The sequence below is a fragment of the Ruegeria sp. AP12 genome, assembly GCF_056540025.1.
On sequence record NZ_JBQFVZ010000001.1, the window covers coordinates 350,745 to 370,700 of the forward strand.

A 19,956-nucleotide genomic window follows, 5' to 3' on the forward strand; every position below is an offset into this window, starting at 1 on the left:
TTACTCGGCAGCCTCGGTCACACCCACGAGGATATTGCGGATCGCGGCTTCTTTGATGTCGTCATGCTCGGCAATGACCACAAGGCGCGAGCGGCGCTCCTCACCGGGCTCCCAGGGGCGGTCATATTGGTGCCGGACGCGGGCACCGACGGCCTGCACCAGCAGACGCATGGGTTTGCCCTGAACGGCGGCATAGCCCTTGACGCGCAGGATGTTCAGCTCATTCGCCAGACGTTCGATCTTGGCGACCAGATCGGCGGGTTCGGTCTGTTCCGGCAGTTCGACGATGATGCTTTCGAAATCGTCATGCTCGTGGTCGTGGTGGCCGTCGTGATGCGACGGTCGAGCGTCCATGTCATCCTCGGCGGCGGCCTCAAGGCCCAGCACGACGCGCACGTCCACGGCACCTTCGGCCACTTCAACCACGGGCAGAGGGCGCGGGGCTTCGGCCGCGATGATTTCTTTGGCTTTCGCCACACCTTCGGGACCGGCCAGATCGGGTTTGGTCAGCAGGATGATGTCGGCGCAGGAGATCTGGTCCTCGAACACCTCCGACAAAGGTGTTTCGTGGTCGATCGAGTCATCGGCCAAGCGCTGGGCATCCACCGCCTCGACATTCGGGGCGAAGCGACCGGCGGCGACAGCCTCGGCATCTGCCAAGGCGATCACGCCGTCCACGGTGATCTTCGACCGGATATCGGGCCAGTCGAACGCCTTCAGCAGCGGTTTCGGCAGGGCGAGGCCTGAAGTTTCGATCAGGATATGATCCGGGCGCGGCTCCAGCGCCATCAGCGCCTCGATGGTGGGGATGAAGTCATCGGCCACGGTGCAGCAGATGCAGCCATTGGCCAGTTCCATGATGTTTTCCGCCGGGCAATCCGGGATCGCGCAGGATTTCAGGATGTCGCCATCAACGCCCACATCGCCGAACTCGTTGACCACCACGGCCAGACGTTTGCCTTGCGGGTTCTGCATCAGATGCTTGACCAGCGTCGTTTTGCCCGAGCCCAGAAAGCCGGTGATGACGGTGACGGGGAGTTTTTCGAGGTTGCTCATTTCAGGGCTCCAATCGGGGGAATGCGCGAGGCGCAGTTTTTGCGAAAATGTTCGGGGCGCTCGCGCCATTTGACCAAGCCGTCCTCGGTGGCCAGATACTTGGTCGCTCCGTCGACGATGACGTCAACGTGATCGGTTTCGTTGAGGTTCTCATAGACAAAGGTCCAGCGATCCGGCCCGCCACGCAGCACGATGGAACAGCCCTGATCGCAATTCGACAGGCATTCGACGGCTTTCAGTGTGACGCCCTCGGGCAGGTCCGCCTGTTCCAGCGCTTTGTGCAGCAATGTGCCGGGGCGCTGGTCATCATCCTCGATGGGCAGACCACGGCGGCACGTGGTGCAAACCAGCAGCTCGACCGGCGCAGTCTCGGTCATGTCTCTCATCCCCCCAAATCCTCTTCGCGGGGGACGGGGTTTCATGCGGGCCACGCGATGCACATGGACCCGACACCGGAACACCCCGCCCGGTTTCAACTTCGGGTGCTGGCAGGTCTCCCGGCTTGCGGATGTCAGAGGCCCGGTTCGTCTGGCTCCTCTGTCGGATGTCCCGCCTTCCCGGCCTGGCAGGCCAGTGGCATTGGGCACCCTCTCCGGTCACGGTCGCGGGGGCGGCTGCGTTTGGCGGATAAACCGTTGACGCATTCCCTTTTCATCGGCTGTCGCCGACACCAACGACAGGGACATGCGGCACGTGTGGGCAGGTTGTCAAGCGCGATGCGACCACCATCGCGTGGCTAGGATGAAAAGCGACCTGCCAGCGTCGCTGGGCGGCATGACGCGGTGCCCGCGACATGGTCGCATACCGGAAAACACGCAGGGAGACGCGAATAATGAAAGTTGGGTTCATCGGACTTGGAAATGTGGGCGGAAAACTCTCGGGCTCGTTGCTGCGCAACGGGATCGACCTGACGGTCCATGACCTGAATGCAGACCTGGTGGAAGAATTCGTCGAAAAGGGCGCAAAGGCCGCCGAAAGCCCGGCCCAGCTGATGCGCGATTGCGACGCGGTGATCACCTGCCTGCCATCGCCTGCCGCTTCGGACGCGGTGATGCAGGAGATGTTGCCCGAGGTCGGCCCCGGCAAAATCTGGATGGAAATGTCCACCACCGACGAGGCCGAGGCCAAGCGGCTGGGTGCCATGGTCATCGAGCGGGGCGGGGCGGCGGTTGATTGCCCGGTTTCCGGCGGATGCCACCGGGCGGCAACCGGCAATATCTCGATCTTCGCGGGTTGCGACCGGGATACCTTTGAGCGAATCCTGCCCTTCCTGACAACGATGGGCCGTCGGGTGTTGCATACGGGCGATCTGGGCTCGGCCTCGGTTCTGAAAGTTCTGACCAACTATCTGGCCACCGCCAACCTGATCACCTGCGCCGAGGCATTGGTGACCGCCAAAGCCGCCGGGATGGACCTGAACACGACCTATGAGGCGATCAAGATCTCGTCCGGTACGTCGTTTGTGCATGAAACCGAAAGCCAGGTCATCCTGAACGGTTCGCGCGATATTTCCTTTACAATGGACCTTGTCAAAAAGGATATCGGCCTGTTTCAGGACGTCGCCGACCGCGCGGGTGTCCCACTTGAGATCAACCCGATCATGATCAAGATCTTCGAGGACGGCATCGCTCGTTACGGTGACCGCGAGCTGTCGCCCAACATCATCAAACGCCTGGAAGACGCCACCGGCCTCGACATCCGCGCGCCCGGCTTTCCACCTGAAATGCAGGACGATGAACCTGAAGAACCGGGTTATGAGGTTGTCCCGGCGGGGCGCGATTCCTAAGGGAGGCGCGCTTTCGTCTTTGCGTCGCGAGGTGAAGGTATTGAAGGAAGTGGAGGCGAGTACCGGAATCGAACCGGTGTACACGGATTTGCAATCCGCTGCGTCACCACTCCGCCAACTCGCCTTTTCAAGTAAAATCAAATACTTGCCGTGGTGTGACAGGCGTTTTAGCAGCTTTCTTATGGGGCGTCCAGAGGATTGCGTGTAATTTTGGCGCCTGAGGCGGGAAATGCTGATCTGGGCCGGATCACAAACCTGTCGCACGGGCCGGGCTGTGGCAACAGGGCCGTTGCCGGTTGCTGCGGGATGTGGCAAAAGCCAAAAAAACGTGGGAATTCAGACGAGAGATCACATGACAGATTTCGCAACCCGACGCCGCACTATGGTCGATACGCAGATTCGGCCCTCTGATGTCACGAAATTCCCGATCATCGATGCCATGCTGACCGTCCCGCGTGAAAATTTTGTGCCGGATGCGCAGCGCGAGGCCGCCTATGTTGAAGGCATAATCGATCTGGGGGACGGGCGCAGCATGCTGGAGCCTCGGACTCTGGCCAAGATGCTGGACGCTGTGAATATTTGCAAAGATGAGGCGGTTCTGGATATCGCGCCGGGGCTGGGGTATTCCACCGCCGTTGCCGCGCGCATGGCTGAACTGGTGGTTGCTGTTGAAAGCGATGAGGCGCTGGCCGCAGAAGCGCAGGATGCCCTGACCGAGGCGGATGCAGACAATGCCGTGGTGCATGTGGGCCCGCTGGAGCAAGGGGCCGAGGAACACGGGCCTTACGACGTGATCATGATACAGGGCGGCGTGCAGCAGGTGCCGGACACTCTGCTCGGTCAGTTGAAAGACAACGGGCGCATCGCCTGTCTGTTTGTGCAGGATGGTCTGGGCGTCGTTCGGATCGGGCGCAAGGCTGGTGACCGGGTCAGCTGGCGCGACGCTTTCAACGCCAGTGCGCCGACACTGGACAGTTTTTCAGTCGAGTGTGCATTTTCGCTATAGTCGGGCGGTGGTTTTTTCTGCCACCTTGATTAGTTGAAAACGGCAACGCAAACTTCCCGCAGGGCAGTGTAATTTTGATTTGAGAGGATTTGGTGATGCGTGGAACGGCAACTGGTAAGCTGGTCAGGGCCTTGGCGGTGACCGCTGGTCTGGCCCTTAGCGTTATGCCTGTACGCCTGGCATGGGCGGACAACCTGACCGATGCCTTTATCGGGGCGTATAACACCAGCGGTCTTCTTGAACAGAACCGCGCGCTGTTGCGTGCCGCTGATGAAGATGTTGCCATTGCGGTGTCCGCGCTGCGTCCGATCATCAACTGGACAGTGCGCGTTTCGCAGGATTACACGCGGACAACGACTAGCGGTATAGTGGTCCGGAACGAGCCTTCGACATTCTTTACCGGCCTCACGCTGGCCCAGTTGATCTATGATGGCGGGTTCTCGATTCTCGGTAAGCAATCCGCGCAGGAAATCGTGTTGTCCACGCGCCAAAGCCTGATCGATGTCGAGCAGGCCATTCTGTTCCGCGCAGCAAACGCTTATCTCAACGTCGTTCTGCAGGAAGAAACCGTGCAGATTCAGGTGAATGACGTCGATGTGTCGGCCGAGGAGCTTCGGGCCTCGCGGGACCGTTTCGAAGTGGGTGAAGTCACGCGCACGGACGTCGCCCTGTCCGAGGCACAGCTGGCCAGTTCCCAGGCCGATCTGGCAGTTGCACGCGGTAACCTGAGCACGGCGCAGGCGGAATATGTAAATGCCGTCGGCAAACTACCGGGGGCGACCGCTGGTCAGCCCAGCCTTCCGTCACTGCCCCGGTCCGAGTCCGAGGCGATCTCGTTCGCGCGCCGCAACCATCCGGCCATTCTTGCGGCCCAGCACGAAGTGCGTGCGCTTGATTTGCAGGTCCAGCAGCAGCGGGCGAATCTGGGACCGAATGTCACGCTGAATGCGGATGCGGGCATTACGGAAAGCTATGACAATGACGATGACACCGAAAATGCGAGTGTCTCGCTGAACTTCAACCAGCCGATCTATGCCGGCGGACGTCTGGCGGCATCGGTGCGCCGGGCGATGGCCACCCGCGATGCGTCGCGCGCGAACCTTCTGAACGTGCAAAAGGACATCACGCAGGGCGTGTCCGAAGCCTATGCAAACTTTCAGGCCGCTTCGGCCAGCCTGCGGGCGTCGACCGAGCAGGTGCGCGCCTCGCAGGTCGCCTTTGACGGGATTCGCGAAGAGGCAACGCTGGGCGCACGGACCACGCTGGACGTTCTGAACGCGCAGCAGGATTTGCTGGATGCGCAGTTGAACGAGGTCGCCTCGCGCACCGAGCGTTCGCGCGCTGCGTATCAGCTGTTGCAGGCTCAGGGCCTGTTGACGGCGGAACGTCTGGGTCTGGCGGTGCAGATCTATGACCCGACGCTCTATTATAATCTGGTCAAGAAAGCCCCTGCACAGGTCAGCAAACAGAGCAAAGACCTGGATCGCGTCCTCAAAGCGTTGCGTCGGGACTGACGGGCAATACTATCTGTTGTTCGCTCTGACAGGATTGGCTACACTCGGGCCTGAGGAAAGAGCGGTAGAGCAAAATGACGGACAATGTCGTAAAAGCCGGGATCGAAGACGTTTTGTCTTCGGTCAAACGTCTGGTCAGCGAAGAGGGGCGCAAAGCCCCGTCCTCGGGTGCGCGCAAGCCCGGGCGTTTGGTGCTGACCGAGGCGTTGCGAATCTCAAAACCCGCTCAGGTTGAACAGCCCCCGCTGAAGCTGGAACCGAAATACAGCGCCGAGGAATCGGCGAAACCAATGTTGCTGCGCGCCTGTGACATCGTTAAGGCCGACGCAGCGGCCAACAGTGACGTTCCGCGTCAGGAAGAGGCCACGCCAGAGCCTGAGGCCAGCGAAGACCCGGCAACCAGCCTGAGCGCGAAGATCGAAGCGCTGGAGGCTGCGATCGCCCGGACCGAGGATCAGTGGGAACCCGATGGCGACAGTGACGATGCCTATTCGGGGACACCGACTCAGGGCCTCGCCTGGACGACGGATTCAGGGTTCGAAGAGCCCGAGCCAGAGGATGTGCCTGCAGAGCAGGCAACAGGCGTTGAGGACACAGTTGCAGCGGCCGAGCCTGAACAGGAAGAACCGCAACCGGCCACCTTCATTCGTTCGCCCGAAGTCATGCCTGTGGCTGAACCGATGGCCGAAGACGCTGTGCCCGCGCGCGACGTGGCCATCGACGAAGACGCGCTGCGTGACATGATTGCCGAGGTTGTCCGGCAAGAGCTTCAGGGCGTGCTGGGCGAGCGGATCACCCGCAATGTGCGCAAGATGGTCCGGCGCGAGATTCACCGGGCGCTGGCAGCGCAGGAGCTGGAATAACCGCTCAGTCCCGCTGCGGCGGCTGCGCAAGGTCCAGCAGCAAATCCAGGTTCATGTTCTGCTCAAGGTGATCGGCCAGATCATCCAGCGTTTGCTCGACACCATCCTCATAGGCGGTTTCGGATTTCACACCCAGTTTTGCCAGAAACTGCGCCCGAAACGCGTCGGACGAAAATATGCCGTGCAGATAGCTGCCCAGAATGCGCCCATTGGCGCTGGCTGCGCCTTCCGGGCGGCCCTCAACCTCCAGCCAGGCCCGCGCACAATCCGGGCCTTCCGTTTCACCCATGTGAATCTCGTACCCGCTGACCGGTTCGCGGTTGGGCAGGGCGCAGGCTTCGGTCAGCGTGACATGCTTTTTACCGGCCATGACAGTGTCCACATCCAGCAGGCCCAGCCCTTCAACCTTGCCCGGCCGACCGTCCACCCCGTCGGGGTCCGCGATCGTTTTGCCCAGCATCTGATAGCCGCCGCACAGGCCAAGAACATGCCCGCCGCGGCGTACATGGGCGAGAAGGTCAATATCCCAGCCTTGCGCCCGGAAATAGGTCAGATCGCCAATGGTGGATTTGCTGCCCGGCAACAGCACAAGGTCGGCATCGCCGGGCAGGGGGCGGCCTGCGGGGATGACCTCGACGCTCACACCGGGTTCGGCGGAAAGCGGGTCCAGATCGTCGAAATTGGCCATGCGCTCAAGCTGCGGCACAACGACCTTGCACGCCCCGCCGGTGTGTGAGCGGATGTCCATCATATCCTCGGCGGGCAGCTTCCACGCATCGTGAAACCACGGCACCACGCCCAGACAGGGCCAGCCCGTGCGTGCGGCTAAATCGTCGCGGCCCTCATCAAACAGCGACACGTCGCCCTTGAACCGGTTCACGGCAAAGCCCTTGATCATCTCAAGATCGCCGGGGTCCAGCACGGCCTGAGTACCAACGATCTGCGCAATCACGCCGCCCCGGTGAATGTCACCGACCAGCACCACCGGCACACCGGCAGCGCAGGCAAAGCCCATATTGGCAATGTCGCCTTTGCGCAGGTTGGTTTCCGCCGGGCTGCCCGCGCCTTCGATCAGCACCAGATCGGCGTCGCTGCACAGCCTGTCGAAGCTTTCCAGCGCGGCCCCCAGCAGTTTGGATTTGTCCTTGCGGTAATCCCCGGCCTTCATCGTGCCTGCGCGCTGGCCCTGAACGATGATCTGCGCGCCGGTGTCGGTTTCAGGTTTCAACAGGATCGGGTTCATATCCGTATGCGTCGGACGGTTCGCGGCCCACGCTTGCAGGGCCTGAGCGCGCCCGATCTCGCCTCCGTTTTCGGTCACGGCGGCGTTGTTGGACATGTTCTGAGGTTTGAACGGGGCCACCCGCAACCCGCGTCGCGTATAAGCGCGCGCCAACCCGGCCACCAATACCGATTTTCCGACATTGCTGCCGGTGCCTTGAATCATGATGGCGCGAACCATGGTCGTCTCCTATACCTTGTCGCGCAGATGACCTGATTTAAGGCCAAAGGGAAAGCCCCGGATGAACACGCCAGCGCATCTTTTGATCGGTGCTGCCGCCTTTGCGCGGCCTGCGCGGGGGCGCGTCCTGTGGGCGGCGGTGCTGGGATCACTGCTGCCGGATCTGTCCCTGTACCTGATGGCGGGAACGTCGTTGTACATCCTCGGCATCCCGCCACAGGTGGTGTTTGACGAACTTTACTTCTCGCCCGCCTGGCAAACGGTCTTTGCCATCGACAACTCATTCATTCTGTGGGGGTTGGCTTTGGCGTTGGGGATGTGGCGGGGCTGGTCGTTTCTGACGGTGGCCGCTTCCGCAGGGCTGCTGCATCTGGTGATGGATTTTTTCCTGCACGCGGGCGACGGGCGGCCTCAGTTCTGGCCGATCAGCGATTGGGTCTATCACAGCCCGGTCAGCTATTGGGACAGTGCCCATCATGCGCTGTGGGTGGCCCCTGTATCCGCCATGATCTGCCTGTTGGCCTATGTCGCCTTATGGCAGCGCGGCCTGTCCATCACGGCAAAGCTGTTCTTTGCCCTGCTGCTGATGGCCGAGGTCTGGGTGCTGCGGCAGTGGTTACTGTTTTTCTGACCCCGCAACAGAAAAGCGCGCCCCTGTTGGCGGAGCGCGCTTTTTCAAAGGGAAGTCGCCCGGTGTCTAGGCGGCTTCGGCCTGCTGAGCGGCATTGCGACGCTCGCTTTCTTCACGCGACAGCGCGACCGAGGTCCGCACGCCACGGCCAACGAACTCCATCAGTCCGCTGACAACCCGCTCATTCGGGTCGATACCGGCGCAGGACAGCACCTCGCGCCCATCGCGCGAGCGTGCCCAGCGGGCGATCTGTTCGGGGCCATTGCCGTATTTCTTGTCATCGGCGATAGCGTCATCAAGTGCAGCCAACACAACGGCCGCGAAAAGTTTGCGTGCACGATTGCCTTGCTCGTTGTTAAAGGCAGTGCCGTCAACGAAATCTCTCATCTCGTCTTCCTTGTTGTTCTTGCTCTTGCATTTTCGGCGTGACGGTCCTTATGACCTATTAGGTGCGATTCGGATACACCTAAAATGCATAGTTGCGTTGCGTCATGTGCATGGCTTGCTGCAAGTGCAGCACTAGGTCTCGTTGTCTTGTCAGGGTTGGTCCAGCCAGATATAGGGACCGCAACTGACGCATCAACCGTTTGTGAAGGATTTATGTCATGCCCAAGATAAATGGGAACGAAATTCGCCCCGGCAACGTGCTTGAGCATAACGACGGGCTGTGGGCGGCTGTGAAAGTGGATCACGTAAAGCCCGGTAAAGGCGGCGCTTTTGCCCAGGTCGAGCTGCGCAACCTGCGCAACGGATCGAAGCTGAACGAACGGTTCCGCTCGGCGGACAAGGTCGAACGTGTGCGTCTGGAACAGAAGGATCAGCAGTTCCTATACGAGTCCGACGGGATGCTGGTGTTCATGGATGCCGAGACCTATGAGCAGATCGAACTGCCCGCTGACCTGCTGGGCGAACGCCGCCCGTTTCTGCAGGACGGCATGACCATCGTGGTCGAATTCTACGAAAGCGAAGCGCTGAACGCGACATTGCCCCAGAAAGTGACCTGCAAGATCGTCGAGACCGAGCCGGTGGTCAAAGGTCAGACGGCTGCGAACTCGTTCAAACCGGCGATTCTGGACAACGGCGTCAAGGTCATGGTGCCGCCCTTCATCGGGCAGGACGAGATGATCATCGTGAACACCGAATCCATGGAATATTCCGAACGCGCGTAACGCTGCGTTACCGGATCGAAAAGACCGCGCAGGCACCCGCCCGCGCGGACTTTTATTTTCTGTGCATCTTCCGATAGCGGGTCGGATCCGGGCCGAAAAGCTCTAGCATCAGTTCGTATTTGATGCGGTTGGCGCTGACCTGCCGGTAGAAGGCGATCAGAAAGGCCGTCGGCCCCTGGATGCGTCCCAGCCCGCTGACGGCGGCAACCACGGTGCCCACATCGGTTCTGCCTTGCAGGACCAGCCAGCCGCCCAGCATCAAAACCCCGACCGTGCCCGCGCCGTTGATGACGCTCAGCAGGAACTTGGCGGACAGTTTCCATAGGAACATCCTCCGCCGGGTTTCGTAGATATCGTCGAACATCGCATCGATGTCTTTTTCGACGGCCTCAAGGTCTTCGACCGTCAGGCTGTCGGTGGCACTGCGCAGAATTTGTACGCGCCGGGCGACGAAGACGTTCACTTTGCGCTGGGACAGGAGGACAATGATGATCTGCGGCACGATCATCGAAAACGCAATCATCCCAAGCCCCGGCTGGGTGGACGAGATATAGCCGATCACGCTGATCAATGTGCCGATCTGCACCACAGGGTCCGAGAACGCGCCACCTGCGAATTTGCCCAACTCTTCAGCCTCGGCAGAGATGGCCGTGCTCATCGCGCCCTTGCGGACCGTTTCACCGGATTCGTTCAAATCGGTCGAGCGCCAAAGCAGCCGTTGCCGGATCATGCGAATGAGGTCTTCGCCCAGAGTGCCCGCGCGGTAGCCCAGAACCCATTTCAGCCCGAGGCTCAGCAGGATGACACCCATCATGCCCAGACCCAGCAGGATCAAGCGCTCGGTTCCTACATCGTCCGAGGTCAGGTGGTTGATGATGTCGCGCTGAAACTCAAGGGGTACGGCGGCCAGCGCCGCAACGGCCAAGGACAGCACGATCAAGATGATCTGCCGACCGGCACTGGCGCGCCAAATCGCAAGGTAAAGCTGTAGCATGCGGGCATCCGGGTGGTTCCGTTGCCCGTACTGTGACAGTGGGGAGGACTACGTCAAACCGGCAGGGTGTGCATAGCAACCCAAGCGTAACGGATCGGCAACAGCGTCGGATCAATCCGCCAGAGTGACAATAGCGTCTGCAGCTTGCATCGGCCCGCTTGCGCGGTCAAAGCGCAGATAGGCAATGGCGTGGTCGCCGGATCGCGTGAACAGGATGCCCACCGGTTTGCCATTGGCAGTGATCTCGGTCCCGGCGGACGCATCGCCGGTGATCCGGACGCGGCGCAGCCCTTTGCGCAGTTCGGTTTTGTGCTTCATGCGGGCGGTGACTTCCTGACCGACATAACAGCCCTTTTTGAAATCCACGCCGTTCAGACCCTCGAACCCGGATTCCAGAATGTAGCTGTCCGGTGTCAGTTCCACCCCGCTTTCGGGGATGCAGTGGCGCACGCGGATCGCGTCCCAATCGGTACCGTCATCGCCTTCGGGAATGTCAGAGTATGCGCGCCAGCCCATATCGGCATGGCGCGGATCGGGCAGGGCGCCGTCCGGTGCAGGCCCGGTACCGCGTTGCAGGTTCAGGCCAGACGGTTCGATTGTCACATCCGCCCGCAGCTTGTACATGCCCAGTCGCTTGGCCAGCCCATCCGCCATGTCCTCGGCCACGTCCAGCAGCACAGCATCGCCGTCACGCTTCAGGAAGAAGTCAGCCAGATATTTGCCCTGAGGCGTCAGCAGCGCCGCATAAACCAGCCCAGTTTCCAGCCCGCCGATATCGTTGGTGATGAGGTCCTGCAAAAAGCTCTCGGTATCCGAGCCGGTCAGGCGCAGGATGCGGCGATTGGGCATGGCAGGGTCCTCGTCATTTGCCTTGGCCTCGTGATATAGGAAGTTCCGCTGCCAAGACCAGAGGTTATCCGCCGTGCCCGCCCCGATCAGCATCGTGATCCCCACGCTTAACGCTGAAACCGCGTTGCCCGCCTGCCTTCAGGCTCTGATGGAGGGGCTGCACGCCGGTCTGATCCGCGAACTGATCATCAGCGATGGCGGATCAACCGACCAGACGTTGGTAATCGCCGAGGAAGCCGGGGCCGAGGTTGTCGAAGGACCTGCCTCGCGCGGGGGGCAGCTCAGGCGCGGCTGCGCGCTGGCCAAGGGCGATTGGGTGTTGGTTTTGCATGCAGATACCGTGTTGGATCCGGGGTGGACAAAACCTGTGGCGGATCATTTGGCGTCCAAATCGCCGGGGGCGTTTCGGTTGGCGTTTCGGGCCAAGGGGTTTGCCCCGCGTTGGGTCGCCGGTTGGGCCAACCTGCGCAGTCGCCTGTTCAGCCTTCCGTATGGAGATCAGGGGATGCTGGTCCCGCGCGAGATGTACCTGCGGGTCGGCGAATACAAAGATCAACCGTTGATGGAGGACGTCGCCCTTGCGCGCGCCCTGCCGCGGATCACGTTGCTGGACGTACGCGCCGTTACGAGTGCGGAACGCTATGAGCGGGCGGGCTGGCTGCGGCGGGGTGCTCGGAATCTTTGGACTCTGACGCGGTATTTTCTTGGGGCCGATCCGGAACAGCTGGCGCAGGCGTATCGGCGATAAGAGTTGTCCGCAGCTCGACAATGGATTTCCCCAACCGGAAAGGTGCTGCGAAACTCACCAGACACAAGGCGACGATCTGCAGGACCAGAATATGCGCGTTGGCTTGCAGATATTCCCATTCGTCTTTCAGCTTGCTGACCTGCTCGATCAGGTCGTCATAGCTTTGGGCCAGGATCAGGTAATCTCCGGCAATCGCAGGCACCTTGCGGCGCATGTTGTCGATGGCGGTTTGCGTTTCGTCATCCATCGAAGTGAAAACCAGGAACTGGTCGATATCGAACGCGTCGGCCTTGGCGGCCATCTGCTCCATCTCGTCCTTGTCGTCCCGACCGAACAGGAAATGCAGCCCTTGCAGCGGCGCGACCTCATTCGTGACTTCGATGAACAGGGGCAGATCTGCGTTGCTGGCGGTTGAGGCCGACAGAAACTCGACCTTCTCGCACAGAACGCCTGTATCCGGGTCATAGGCCGGATCGCAGAACCGCAACCGGAACCGCGCAGCGTCGCGGTCAAAGGCTGATGAGGCCGCAAATGCCACATCAATCTGTCGGTCCAGCCGAGAGCTGTCGGCCGTGTAAAGCCCCGCCAGAACCGCCACCAAAGCCCCGATGCCGCCCAATACGACCCAGACCAGATCAGCCAGTTTCCAAGCCCGGTGCCCTGCTGGCTTGCGGAACAGAAAGCCTGTTCCGACCGATCCGATCAGAAAGAACAGGATGAGCAGTGGCAACTGGTTTTCGGTCACAAATGTCATGGGGCTGAGTTTAAGTGGTCCGCCCCCTCACGCAACAGCGATCACGCGCAGTTGTTTCGTTTTACAGGATGCTCATACTGGACGCGCTGAGGTGGGAGATTTTCATGACCAAAGACATCGTTCTGATCCACGGCGCGTTTGCGGGCCCATGGTGTATGGAAGATTACGCAGGTTTTTTCCGTGATCGCGGCTGGACCGTCCACACCCCGGCGCTGCGCTATCACGGCGGTGACCCGAAGGCTGAACCGGACCCGGGTCTGACCGATACCAGTGTCACGGACTATGCCGGTGACATTGCCGAGTTCGTTCAGGGATTGGACAGCAAACCCGTCCTTCTGGGCCACGCGATCGCGGGCGTCGTGGCGCAGCAGGTGGCCGCGCGCGGCTTGGCCAGTGCGATTGTCCTGATCAACCCAAACGCCGCCTGGGGCACGCTGCCCGAAACCGACGACGAACGCGCCGTCCCGCGCGCATTGATGGAGGGCGGGGCGTTTTGGAAACAGCCCATGCGGGTCGAGTTCGACCTGATGGCCCCCTTCGCGCTCAACAAGATGCCCGAGGCTCAGCAGCACGCGGTGTTCGACCAACTCGGCCCCGAAAGCGGGCGGGTGATGTTCGAGATGTTCTTTTGGATGTTCGATGACCACCACGCCATGAAGGTCGATATCGACAAGGTCGACTGCCCGGTACTGATCGTTTCCGGCACCGAGGATCGGGCTGTGAACCCCAACACCTGCCGGGCGCTGGCGAAACTGTATGGAGACCGCGCGACTTTCCTGCCGGTCGAAAACCACGCGCATTTCCTGTTTATGGAGCCGGGGTGGGAGCGTCCAGCCGCACAAATCGCCAATTGGCTGCAGGAAAAGCTGGGTTAGGCCACACATCCCGTATTGAGATCGCCCAAACGCTGTGCAAACTCCGCGATTGACCCAATCAGGGCCAATACTCAGCGCGGAAGGCACAAGCGTGACACTGTTTGTCATCCTCATCATTCTCACGGCGGCTTTGCTGCACGCGGTTTGGAACGCCATCGTCAAAACCGCCGCTGACCGTACCACGACGTTGGGCCTTGTGGCGTTTGGGCACGTCATTCCGGCCTCGGTGATGATCCTGCTGCTGCCGCTGCCGAGCGCCGAGAGCTTCATCTACATCGCGCTCTCGACCGTCGTGCATTTCGGCTATTACTTCATGCTGGGCAAAGCGTATCAGCACGGCGATCTCAGCGTCGTCTACCCCATCGCGCGCGGCATCGTGCCCGCGCTGGTCTCGCTTTGGGCCATGCTGCTGGTGGGCGAGGTTCTGCCCCTGCAAGCCTGGGCCGGGATCGCCCTGATCGCGCTGGGCATCCAACTCAGCAGTTGGAGCGCCCTGCGATCCGGCGTCGGGCGCAGCGCGCTGGGCTTTGCGCTGGGCACCGGATTCTGTATCTCGATCTATTCGGTGGTCGACGGGATCGGTGTGCGGCTGTCAGGCAATACGCTCAGCTACTGGGCCTGGGGCGCGTTCCTGCACCTGTTCATCGCGGGGTTCGTGGGCGTGCGCAAGCGGGACACGCTGGCTGCACTGCCCGCCAAGGTCTGGATGATCGGCATCCTTGGCGGGCTGGTGTCGATGACGGCCTATGGTCTGGTGCTTTACGCCAAGAACTTTGCCCCGCTGGGCGCGGTCTCGGCCCTGCGCGAAACCTCTGTCATCTTCGCCGCCCTGATCGGGTTCATCTTCCTGCACGAGGGCAACTGGATCCGCCGCCTCGGCGCAGCCGTCCTGATGGCGGGCGGCGTCGCCCTGATCGGACTGGCCGTTTGACAGGCGTTACTTGCTGACCTGAAACGTGCTTTGCGGCTTCCAATGCATCGGCCCGGCCTCGCTTGGGACGCAGCGCAGCAGCCGTTCCTCACGCGTGTTGACCGTGGGTGTGACGGTATTGTCGCCGCTGATGACGATGAACGAGTCCATCGAATAGGCCATGCCTTCGTAATAACAAAACCGGGTCTCGGCCCCATCCGGGATCGGAGAAGCGGTGCTGAGCATCTGCTGCGCGGCGGCTGCCGAGGCCAGCAGGCCAAAGGCCAGCCCGAGGGTTAGTGTTTTCATGTCGTCCTCCCGTTCGAAAATCTGTTCGTGGTCAAATTGGGTCTTGGACGCCCGGAGCCTCAAATGTCGTTCTTGGATGACGGGTTGAGGGTAAGTGTGAAGGGGATCAACGGGTTAGGCAAGGGGGTTGCGGTGTGCCGGGCTGAAGCCCGGCCTACGCGTTGTGGAGATGTGCTGCGCTGCCCGTCCAATGCTTGATGCTTTGAACCAAGCACGCGCCCAACCAGCCCGCGATCAAAAGGCGCGGCGATTGTAGGATGGGTGTTTACACCCATCATTGAACGGTAGATTTGCCAAGTGATGGGTGCAAGCACCCATCCTACGCTTGCTGGTATTTGTTTAGTCTCGCTAGGAAGGCATCAATATCAGCTTTGTATTTTTGCGACTTAATCGTTTTGGGGCGCACTACAAGCCCGCGTTCGCGCACGTTTAGGACACCTTTGTCGTTCGTCTTCCCCCAAAGCAATCCAGATAGTTGCGCAAGTAGCTTAGCACCTACTTTGTCTTTCTCCGGTTCATTAATCACCCAACGAAAAGATCCTACTACTATGTCGGTGACAGAGTTTAGGTGGGACATGCCGTTTTGCGTAGTTCCAACTGCAATTACGCGATCTAACTTCTTTCGTGTGCCGGCTTCACTTTGAACACCCAACTCTGAGATTTCTCTCAGAAACTTATTCTGATTGTAGTCTTCAGTGTGGTCGAAGTGCGCAGAACCAGGGATGCTACCACTTTCCTTAAGAAATTGGTCAAACTTGATGAGTAGTGTGTTCACAGCAAATTTTAGTCGGTCCTCGTGCGGCTTTCCTTTCGCAATAGCATGGGGAATGACATAACAGCAGGCTTTGCAATCGTTTTTGACGGCAAGGCGTAGGATTTCTGCCTTAATCGCCGTGTGTTGTTCCCGGCTTACATCGTCGGGCTTGGTGCCGGTTGAGAACTTCAAACTATCCCCATTGCGGAAGCCGTGTTTGCCACGAAGCTGGGATACTCTGTTAGAAATGTTAAGAAGGTTTTTTGCGGGAAAGAAAACGGAAGCGTAAACGAGAAACTCTCGTTGACCATCTTGGTCCGCTTCGTCAGCGTACATAAGGTACAATTACGCCTCCTGAAAAGTGCTTTTTAAGTATTAAACATCCAACTCCTCCACAAACCGCGCATTCTCCTGAATATATTGGAACCGCAGTTCGGGCTTCTTGCCCATCAGGCGCTCGACCAGGTCGCCGGTTTCGCCGGGTTCATCCTCATCAATCGTGACGCGGATCAGTTTGCGGGATGCCGGGTCCATTGTGGTCTCTTTCAGGTCCTTGGCGTCCATTTCGCCAAGACCCTTGAAGCGCGAGACGTCGATCTTGCCCTTGCCGCCCAGACCTTTCTCAAGCCACTCGTCACGCTCGGCCTCGTCCAGACAATAGACGCGTTTGGCGCCCTGCGTCAGGCGGTACAAAGGCGGGCAGGCCAGATACAAATGGCCCGCGTCGATCATGGGGCGCATCTGGGTGAAGAAGAAAGTCATCAGCAGCGAGGCGATGTGCGCCCCGTCCACATCCGCGTCGGTCATAATGATGACCTTGTCATAGCGCAGGTCGTCGACGTTGAACTTGGTGCCAAGCCCCACACCCAGCGCTTGGGTCAGGTCGTTGATCTCGGCGTTCGTACCCAGTTTCGAACTGGCCGCGCCCAGCACGTTCAGGATCTTGCCGCGCAGGGGCAGCAGGGCCTGGGTCTTGCGGTCGCGGCCCATTTTGGCTGACCCACCCGCCGAGTCGCCCTCGACAATGAATAATTCCGTGCCGTCGCGTGTTGAACTGGAACAGTCCACCAACTTGCCGGGAAGACGAAGTTTCTTAGTGGCGGACTTGCGTTGTGTTTCCTTCTCGGCCCGTCGGCGTAGACGTTCTTCGGCTCTCAGTATCAGGAAGTCGAGAATGGCGCCGGCGGATTTCGTATCGGCGGCTAGCCAATTGTCGAAATGGTCGCGGACCGAGTTTTCCACCAGCCGCTGCGCCTCGACCGTGGCCAGACGGTCTTTGGTCTGGCCGACGAATTCCGGCTCGCGGATGAAGCACGACACCAGCGCACAGCCGCCGGTGATCAGGTCATCGCGGGTGATCTGCGCGGCCTTCTTGTTGTTGATCAGCTCGCCATACGCCTTGATCCCCTTCAGGATCGCCGCCCAGAACCCGGCCACATGGGTGCCGCCTTCGGGCGTGGGGACGGTGTTACAGTAAGACTGAATGAACCCGTCGCGCGAGGGTGTCCAGTTGATCGCCCATTCGACCTTGCCGGGGGTGCCGAATTTCTCGTTGAAGTCCACGGTTCCCGCGAATGGTTGTTCGGCATAGGTAGACGAGCCGTTCATCGTCTCCTTGAGGTAGTCCGACAGTCCGCCGGGGAAGTGGAAGGTCGCCTCGGTTGGGGTTTCCCCGTCGTCGATGGCGGATTTCCAGCGGATTTCCACGCCCGAGAACAGGTAGGCTTTGGATCGGATCGATTTAAACAGCCTTGCGGGCTTGAACCGGTGGTGGCCGAAGATGTCGGCATCCGCGTGGAACGTCACCGTAGTGCCGCGCCGGTTTGGGGCCGCGCCGATCTTTTCCACGGGACCAAGCGGGACACCGCGAGAGAATCGTTGTTCGAACAGCGTCTTGTCGCGCGCTACCTGCACGACCATCGAATCCGACAAGGCGTTGACCACGGATGCACCCACGCCATGCAGACCGCCCGAGGTCTGGTACGCTTTGCCCGAGAACTTGCCGCCCGCGTGCAGGGTGCACAGGATCACCTCAAGCGCGGATTTGTCCGGGAACTTGGGGTGCGGATCGATTGGAATACCACGCCCGTTGTCGCGCACGGTCAGGGCGTAATCTGCGTGCAGCTCAACCTCGATCCGATTGGCGTGGCCTGCCACGGCCTCGTCCATCGAGTTGTCGAGGATCTCGGCCACCATATGGTGCAACGCACGCTCATCTGTGCCGCCGATATACATGCCGGGGCGTTTGCGCACCGGTTCCAGACCTTCCAGCACCTCGATGGACGAGGCGTCATAGGTAGTGGTCGCGTCAGGCGTCAACAGATCGTCGGGCATATGGGCTGCTCTTGCTTTTGAGTTTCCCCCATTATGGCAGGGGATGTGGTTCGGGGGAAGAGGGCCACGAGGTGTTGTGGACAAATTGCTTGCGATCACCGTCGAACTTGGATTGACGGTGTGCCGTCCCTTTCAAACGCTAAAGCGGAAAGACAGTTCCGGCAGGAGAGGTTAGATCAGATCGCAGCAAACGCGCCTCATGCGGTTTCAGGACAGGTAGGGCGGTTTCGCTGAATGGACCATTGGGCGTCATGAGCTCGGGAAACAGGTCCAGAAGCTCTTGCCGGGTGGCACGTGTCATGGCGTCAAGGCTTGTGTCGCCGGGAAAGAATGTCTCGGACCAGACGCCTTCGACACGGACAAGTTCGTGCTGGTCGAACAGGATATGAACATAATCCACGTCCCGGTCCGGCGGCAGTTGAGAGATCGCGTCGCCGGTTACAAGACCCTTGGCCGGGGCCAGCATCAGGTCGTCGCCGAAAAACAGCTGAGCATTGTATGACGACACAACGATCCGGTGCTGCGGCGAAACCAGCAGGTCGCGCGCCGGGCAGCCGTGCGAAAAACTGTTGGCCCTGATGCGAATGGGGCAGAATTTCGGTTGTCTTCTCAGGTCGCGCACCGAAAGGTGCCGCCGCCCGATCCATCGGACAGGGCGGCTGCTGCCATCCGCAACGATCACGGGGTCGCCCGGGCGCAGGGTCTCGATCCGCCTGTCTCCCGAAGGGGTCAGGATCAGCGACCCGGCAGTGAAGCAGACGAAAGAGGGCAGGGTGTCATAATCCACCGGCGGGGCGGTGATGATTGAATTGTTGGTGTTTTCGATCGTGTCGCCGACATCCACATTGCCTGAGGTGACAATGATATATTGGGGGTCGGAAAACTGAATCAGCGTGAATGTGACCGGCGATCCGCCAATGTCTCCGCTATAGGTTTCAAAGGTCTGAAAGTTTGTTGAATCACCGATGAACCCCGGAACGCTGGATACATCCAACTGCTGACTGCCATCGGCATCGGGGTCTTCCAGCGTATCGTCATCGTCAATAACGGCGACCTGAAAGGAATTCAGGACGGTGACATCCGTAAAGCCAAGCGGGTCGTTATCTATTTCTAGAATCGTGACAAATTTCATTCTGCCAACTCGCGCGGTACAACTTTTTCAACAAATAGAATTCTACAATACACGACATGGGTGTGAAAAAACACATTTCAGTCGTGTTTAGTGATTACCGGGGGCTGGCAGGGATGTTCAGGCGATACACGCTCTTCTCGGGCATGGGTTCTGTTGTTTATATGTTGCCTGAAACTCTCCAAAAACGGGCAGGCCGCGTATGAGCTGGATCAGAACAATTCCCTTTGCCGAAGCCACGGGGAAGCTACGAACCCTTTATGAGCGGGTCACAGGGCCCGACAACAATGTGGACAACATCATGATGGCGCATTCGCTGCGGCCACATTCGATGGAAGGCCATATGGCGATCTACAAAAACGTGCTGCATCATTCGGGCAACACGGTGCCGAAGTGGTTTCTTGAGACGCTTGGTGTTTGGGTCAGTTCGCTCAATCAATGCAGCTATTGTGTCGAGCATCATTTCAACGGCTTGCAAAGGCTGCTGAAGGACCCGGCACGTGGCGATAAGATCCGATCAGCGATTGAGCAGCGTCGTCCCGATGATGCGCCACTGAACGCGGCGCAGATTGCGGCGATGGGGTATGCGCGAAAGTTGACCGAAGCTCCGGCGGAAATGGTCGAGGCGGATGTGATTGCCCTGCGGGAGGCCGGGTGGGACGATGGCGAGATCCTCGAGATCAATCAGGTCTGCGCCTATTTCTCTTACGCGAACCGCACGGTTCTGGGGCTGGGCTGCTCGACCAAGGGCGATGTGCTGGGCCTGTCGCCCAACAATTCGGACAATCCTGACGATTGGGGGCATCGGTAAGG

20 protein-coding genes, 1 tRNA gene, 1 pseudogene and 1 riboswitch are annotated in these 19,956 nt (G+C 59.9%); of the genes and pseudogenes, 10 read left to right on the forward strand and 12 right to left on the reverse strand.

Annotated elements, in window-relative coordinates; genetic code table 11:
• Positions 1–1,056 carry a cobalamin biosynthesis protein CobW gene (gene cobW, locus ACR0E6_RS01735; RefSeq protein ID WP_480580539.1) on the reverse strand — a complete coding sequence of 352 codons (1,056 nt, stop codon included), beginning with the start codon at positions 1,054–1,056 and terminating at the stop codon, positions 1–3.
• On the reverse strand, positions 1,053–1,433 hold the full coding sequence (locus ACR0E6_RS01740; protein WP_170735228.1) for a DUF1636 domain-containing protein: 381 nt from the start codon (positions 1,431–1,433) through the stop codon (positions 1,053–1,055). The genes cobW and ACR0E6_RS01740 overlap by 4 nt, the downstream gene beginning before the upstream one ends.
• 93 nt (positions 1,434–1,526) lie before the next feature.
• Positions 1,527–1,746: riboswitch (cobalamin riboswitch) on the reverse strand.
• Between the two features lie 103 nt (positions 1,747–1,849).
• Between ACR0E6_RS01740 and ACR0E6_RS01745 the strand changes: the two genes are divergently transcribed.
• The gene (locus ACR0E6_RS01745; RefSeq protein WP_480580541.1) at positions 1,850–2,842 is read left to right on the forward strand and encodes an NAD(P)-dependent oxidoreductase; all 993 of its coding nucleotides are present in this window, start codon (positions 1,850–1,852) and stop codon (positions 2,840–2,842) included.
• A gap of 50 nt (positions 2,843–2,892) precedes the next feature.
• On the opposite strand, the gene ACR0E6_RS01750 is transcribed toward ACR0E6_RS01745, so the two are convergent.
• A tRNA-Cys gene (locus ACR0E6_RS01750) sits at positions 2,893–2,966 on the reverse strand.
• A gap of 228 nt (positions 2,967–3,194) precedes the next feature.
• Here ACR0E6_RS01750 and ACR0E6_RS01755 point away from each other — a divergent pair.
• From ACR0E6_RS01755 to ACR0E6_RS01765, 3 genes are all read left to right on the forward strand, one after another.
• Entirely contained in the window at positions 3,195–3,848 is a 654-nt protein-coding gene (locus tag ACR0E6_RS01755) for a protein-L-isoaspartate O-methyltransferase family protein (RefSeq protein ID WP_170628433.1), read from the forward strand.
• 95 nt (positions 3,849–3,943) lie between these two features.
• Positions 3,944–5,362 carry a TolC family outer membrane protein gene (locus ACR0E6_RS01760; RefSeq protein WP_170449564.1) on the forward strand — a complete coding sequence of 473 codons (1,419 nt, stop codon included), beginning with the start codon at positions 3,944–3,946 and terminating at the stop codon, positions 5,360–5,362.
• 74 nt (positions 5,363–5,436) lie between these two features.
• On the forward strand, positions 5,437–6,225 hold the full coding sequence (locus ACR0E6_RS01765) for a hypothetical protein (RefSeq protein ID WP_480580543.1): 789 nt from the start codon (positions 5,437–5,439) through the stop codon (positions 6,223–6,225).
• Positions 6,226–6,229: 4 nt separating this feature from the next.
• On the opposite strand, the gene ACR0E6_RS01770 is transcribed toward ACR0E6_RS01765, so the two are convergent.
• Positions 6,230–7,687, reverse strand: coding sequence for a cobyric acid synthase (locus tag ACR0E6_RS01770; RefSeq protein WP_480580545.1), 1,458 nt, complete (start codon positions 7,685–7,687; stop codon positions 6,230–6,232).
• A 61-nt stretch (positions 7,688–7,748) separates the two neighbouring features.
• Here ACR0E6_RS01770 and ACR0E6_RS01775 point away from each other — a divergent pair, with 61 nt between their 5' ends.
• Entirely contained in the window at positions 7,749–8,318 is a 570-nt protein-coding gene (locus ACR0E6_RS01775) for a cobalamin biosynthesis protein CobQ (RefSeq protein ID WP_480580547.1), read from the forward strand.
• A 66-nt stretch (positions 8,319–8,384) separates the two neighbouring features.
• Here the strand turns inward: ACR0E6_RS01775 and ACR0E6_RS01780 are convergent, their stop codons facing one another.
• The gene (locus tag ACR0E6_RS01780; protein WP_037310273.1) at positions 8,385–8,705 is read right to left on the reverse strand and encodes a DUF6280 family protein; all 321 of its coding nucleotides are present in this window, start codon (positions 8,703–8,705) and stop codon (positions 8,385–8,387) included.
• Between the two features lie 218 nt (positions 8,706–8,923).
• Between ACR0E6_RS01780 and efp the strand changes: the two genes are divergently transcribed.
• Positions 8,924–9,487 carry an elongation factor P gene (gene efp / locus ACR0E6_RS01785; RefSeq protein ID WP_170449576.1) on the forward strand — a complete coding sequence of 188 codons (564 nt, stop codon included), beginning with the start codon at positions 8,924–8,926 and terminating at the stop codon, positions 9,485–9,487.
• Positions 9,488–9,539: 52 nt separating this feature from the next.
• On the opposite strand, the gene ACR0E6_RS01790 is transcribed toward efp, so the two are convergent.
• Entirely contained in the window at positions 9,540–10,481 is a 942-nt protein-coding gene (locus ACR0E6_RS01790) for an ABC transporter transmembrane domain-containing protein (protein WP_170449579.1), read from the reverse strand.
• A gap of 111 nt (positions 10,482–10,592) precedes the next feature.
• Positions 10,593–11,330, reverse strand: coding sequence for a CAF17-like 4Fe-4S cluster assembly/insertion protein YgfZ (gene ygfZ, locus ACR0E6_RS01795; protein WP_480582190.1), 738 nt, complete (start codon positions 11,328–11,330; stop codon positions 10,593–10,595).
• 73 nt (positions 11,331–11,403) lie between these two features.
• On the opposite strand from ygfZ, the gene ACR0E6_RS01800 reads away from it, so the two are divergent.
• Positions 11,404–12,078 (forward strand): TIGR04283 family arsenosugar biosynthesis glycosyltransferase, encoded by a 675-nt coding sequence (locus tag ACR0E6_RS01800; RefSeq protein ID WP_480580549.1) that lies wholly within the window; start codon positions 11,404–11,406, stop codon positions 12,076–12,078.
• Positions 12,079–12,085: 7 nt separating this feature from the next.
• Here ACR0E6_RS01800 and ACR0E6_RS01805 read toward each other — a convergent pair.
• A pseudogene (locus tag ACR0E6_RS01805) lies at positions 12,086–12,832 on the reverse strand (hypothetical protein); the annotation flags it as partial.
• Positions 12,833–12,936: 104 nt separating this feature from the next.
• Between ACR0E6_RS01805 and ACR0E6_RS01810 the strand changes: the two are divergent.
• Complete coding sequence (locus tag ACR0E6_RS01810; protein WP_480580551.1) at positions 12,937–13,707, forward strand: alpha/beta hydrolase; 771 nt, start codon at positions 12,937–12,939, stop codon at positions 13,705–13,707.
• A 91-nt stretch (positions 13,708–13,798) separates the two neighbouring features.
• On the forward strand, positions 13,799–14,638 hold the full coding sequence (locus ACR0E6_RS01815; protein ID WP_170449587.1) for a DMT family transporter: 840 nt from the start codon (positions 13,799–13,801) through the stop codon (positions 14,636–14,638).
• A gap of 6 nt (positions 14,639–14,644) precedes the next feature.
• On the opposite strand, the gene ACR0E6_RS01820 is transcribed toward ACR0E6_RS01815, so the two are convergent.
• From ACR0E6_RS01820 to ACR0E6_RS01835, 4 genes are all read right to left on the reverse strand, one after another.
• Positions 14,645–14,926 (reverse strand): hypothetical protein, encoded by a 282-nt coding sequence (locus tag ACR0E6_RS01820; RefSeq protein WP_170519658.1) that lies wholly within the window; start codon positions 14,924–14,926, stop codon positions 14,645–14,647.
• Positions 14,927–15,245: 319 nt separating this feature from the next.
• Positions 15,246–16,025 carry a hypothetical protein gene (locus ACR0E6_RS01825; protein WP_480580553.1) on the reverse strand — a complete coding sequence of 260 codons (780 nt, stop codon included), beginning with the start codon at positions 16,023–16,025 and terminating at the stop codon, positions 15,246–15,248.
• A gap of 30 nt (positions 16,026–16,055) precedes the next feature.
• Positions 16,056–18,014 (reverse strand): DNA topoisomerase IV subunit B, encoded by a 1,959-nt coding sequence (gene parE, locus ACR0E6_RS01830; protein ID WP_170449595.1) that lies wholly within the window; start codon positions 18,012–18,014, stop codon positions 16,056–16,058.
• A 139-nt stretch (positions 18,015–18,153) separates the two neighbouring features.
• Positions 18,154–19,146: a Hint domain-containing protein gene (locus ACR0E6_RS01835; RefSeq protein WP_480580555.1), complete on the reverse strand. Its 993-nt coding sequence runs from the start codon at positions 19,144–19,146 to the stop codon at positions 18,154–18,156.
• A gap of 199 nt (positions 19,147–19,345) precedes the next feature.
• On the opposite strand from ACR0E6_RS01835, the gene ACR0E6_RS01840 reads away from it, so the two are divergent.
• A complete protein-coding gene (locus ACR0E6_RS01840) occupies positions 19,346–19,954 on the forward strand; it encodes a peroxidase-related enzyme (protein ID WP_170628458.1) in 609 nt (202 codons plus the stop codon).
• The last annotated feature ends 2 nt before the right edge of the window (positions 19,955–19,956 follow it).